The organism is Occallatibacter sp. (assembly GCF_036502485.1).
In the GTDB taxonomy this organism is placed as follows: Bacteria; Acidobacteriota; Terriglobia; order Terriglobales; family Acidobacteriaceae; genus Telmatobacter.
This window is the reverse complement of record NZ_DASXYM010000119.1, coordinates 1-2,139: the sequence shown is the minus strand read 5'-3', so window position 1 is coordinate 2,139 and position 2,139 is coordinate 1. Positions and strand designations below refer to the sequence as shown.

1 pseudogene is annotated in these 2,139 nt (G+C 63.3%); it reads right to left on the bottom strand.

Annotation, left to right across the window (positions count from 1 at the left end):
• Positions 1–396: 396 nt before the first annotated feature.
• A pseudogene (locus VGL22_RS15700) lies at positions 397–1,913 on the bottom strand (IS3 family transposase); the annotation flags it as partial.
• Between the last annotated feature and the right edge of the window lie 226 nt (positions 1,914–2,139).

Genomic DNA, 2,139 nt, shown 5'->3' with positions numbered 1-2,139 from the left:
TTGGTCAAGTTGCGGAGCGTCACTCCCGAGTTGTACGAACCCTGCTTTCGAGGTTGCGCGGCGTTGTCAGTCCAATCTTCAGCCCAAAGCCGCGCAGGGCGGCAGGGACGCGGTGCATGTCAACATAGTTGCCGCTGGGGATTTGTAATGAGCTTCTGATCAACCGGCCGTTTGTGTGGCGCCTCCTTTGGCAGTCGAGTGTGCCACGGCGCTCACTGCGGTGAAGGTCTGGTGCTCACCATCCTCGCCATGCTCGCTGCGCTGCGCGTGGCTGCGGGTGGTTCCGCTCCTCCCATCACCTTCGTCGCGCGTCGTGGCATGAGTATCCCCAGGTCGGGACGGAGAAGCAGGTCTTCCGATCGAACCGAGAAGCCAGGTCGATGATGTCAATGAAGGGACCAAGCTGTCGCGCTCTGGGTTGAGTGTGACGTCCGAGATGGGCGTCCAGTTGCGGGTCTGCCCGCTCCAGCGCCGCGGGTTCCTCTCACGAGCTCGCTGGTAGATTGCGTGCCGCTTGGCAAGCAGCGTTCGATCGTGTCCGGCATGACGTTGTGCCGGAGTGACATAGCGAATGCCACTATGACGGTGCTCATGATTATACCAGTGGACAAAGCGATTGGCCCATTGCTGCGCGGGAGCGAGATCCGTGAACCCCTTCTGTGGGAAGACCGGCCGATACTTCGCGGTGCGGAACAACGCCTCCACGAAGGCGTTGTCGTCGCTCACCCGTGGCCGAGAGTAGGACGGCATGATGCCCAGCCAATGCAACATGGCCAGCACAGTCGTAGCCTTCAGCGTCGCGCCATTGTCACCATGCAGCACCGGTCGCGTTGGCATCGCGTGGATGCCCTCAGCGAGCGCCGTGCGCCTGGCCAGATGCGCAGCATGTTCGGCGGTATCCGTGTCATGCACCTCGAAACCCACGATCTTGCGGCTATACAGGTCGAGGATCAGATACAGGTAGAACCAACGCCCCTGCATCTGCGACGGAAGGAACGTCACATCCCAGCACCAGACCTCGCCGGGGCGAGTGGCGATATGAGTGCGCGGCGGCCCTGACTTGCGCGGCGGCTGGGCACGCCCACGCCGGTGCATTTGGCCACGAGCGCGCAGCACACGATGAAAGCTCGACTCGCTGGCGATGTAGATACCTTCATCGGCCAATGCCGGGACGATCCGCGCCGGCGGTGTCTCGGAAAAGCGCGATTCGTTGGCTACCGCGATGATCCGGGCCTGTTCGGCCTCGCTCAATGCGTGCGATGGAGCCGGACGATCGGCATCTGGCCGACGGTCACCGTTCGACAAGCCATCACCAGTCTTCCAGCGCTGCAGCGTCCGGGGATCAAAGCCAGCCAGAGCACAGGCCGGGGCAAGCCGTGCACCGTCGGCGCGGGCTTGCGCGATATCTCGCATCAGGATCTGGCGGTCTTCCAGGCGGGTCATACGTCCTCGCCGTCGTTGAAGACCGCTGCGAGTTTTTTTGAGAGAACAAGCAAGGCAGCCGTTTCGGCCAGGGCCTTGTCCTTGCGGTGCAGTTCGCGTTCCAGCTCCTTCACCCGGCGCCGATCCTGACGCGCTTCCACAGCACTGGCCGCACGCGGCTCGCCCAGACCCGCTATCGCATCCTGTTTCCAGGCATCCAGCTCCGCCGGATACAGTCCCTGCTCGCGGCTCCAGGCGCTGCGTGTCGCCTCATCCATCGCTGCAGTTGCGATGACTGCTTGCAGTCGCGCCGCCGCTGTCCAGCGTTGGCTGCCACCGCCAGGTCCGTTGGCCAGGGCCTCCGCCCGCCAGCGCTCCAACGTCGCCGTGCTCACACCAACCTCGCGCGAGACAACCTCGACCGCCGAACTCTCCGGCGGCAGCAGCCGCGCCACTATCCTGTCCTTGTATGCCTGTCCGTACCGAGCCACTGCTTGCTATCCGCGCCCCCAAAGGTTCCGATCCTATCCGCGCGGCAACTGCTCTGACACAGGGGGCCCTGTGTCAGGAGTACCGTCGGAGCGACCGGCCACCTATGGACCGGTTCGTTATCAAAGTAGATTACTGCCGGCGCGAAGGCGGATCCCGAGGTGGCAGGCCGGAATTGCAAACCGCTAAGACCATACATCCACAAGCTTTCTCGGCTTCGTCCTACTC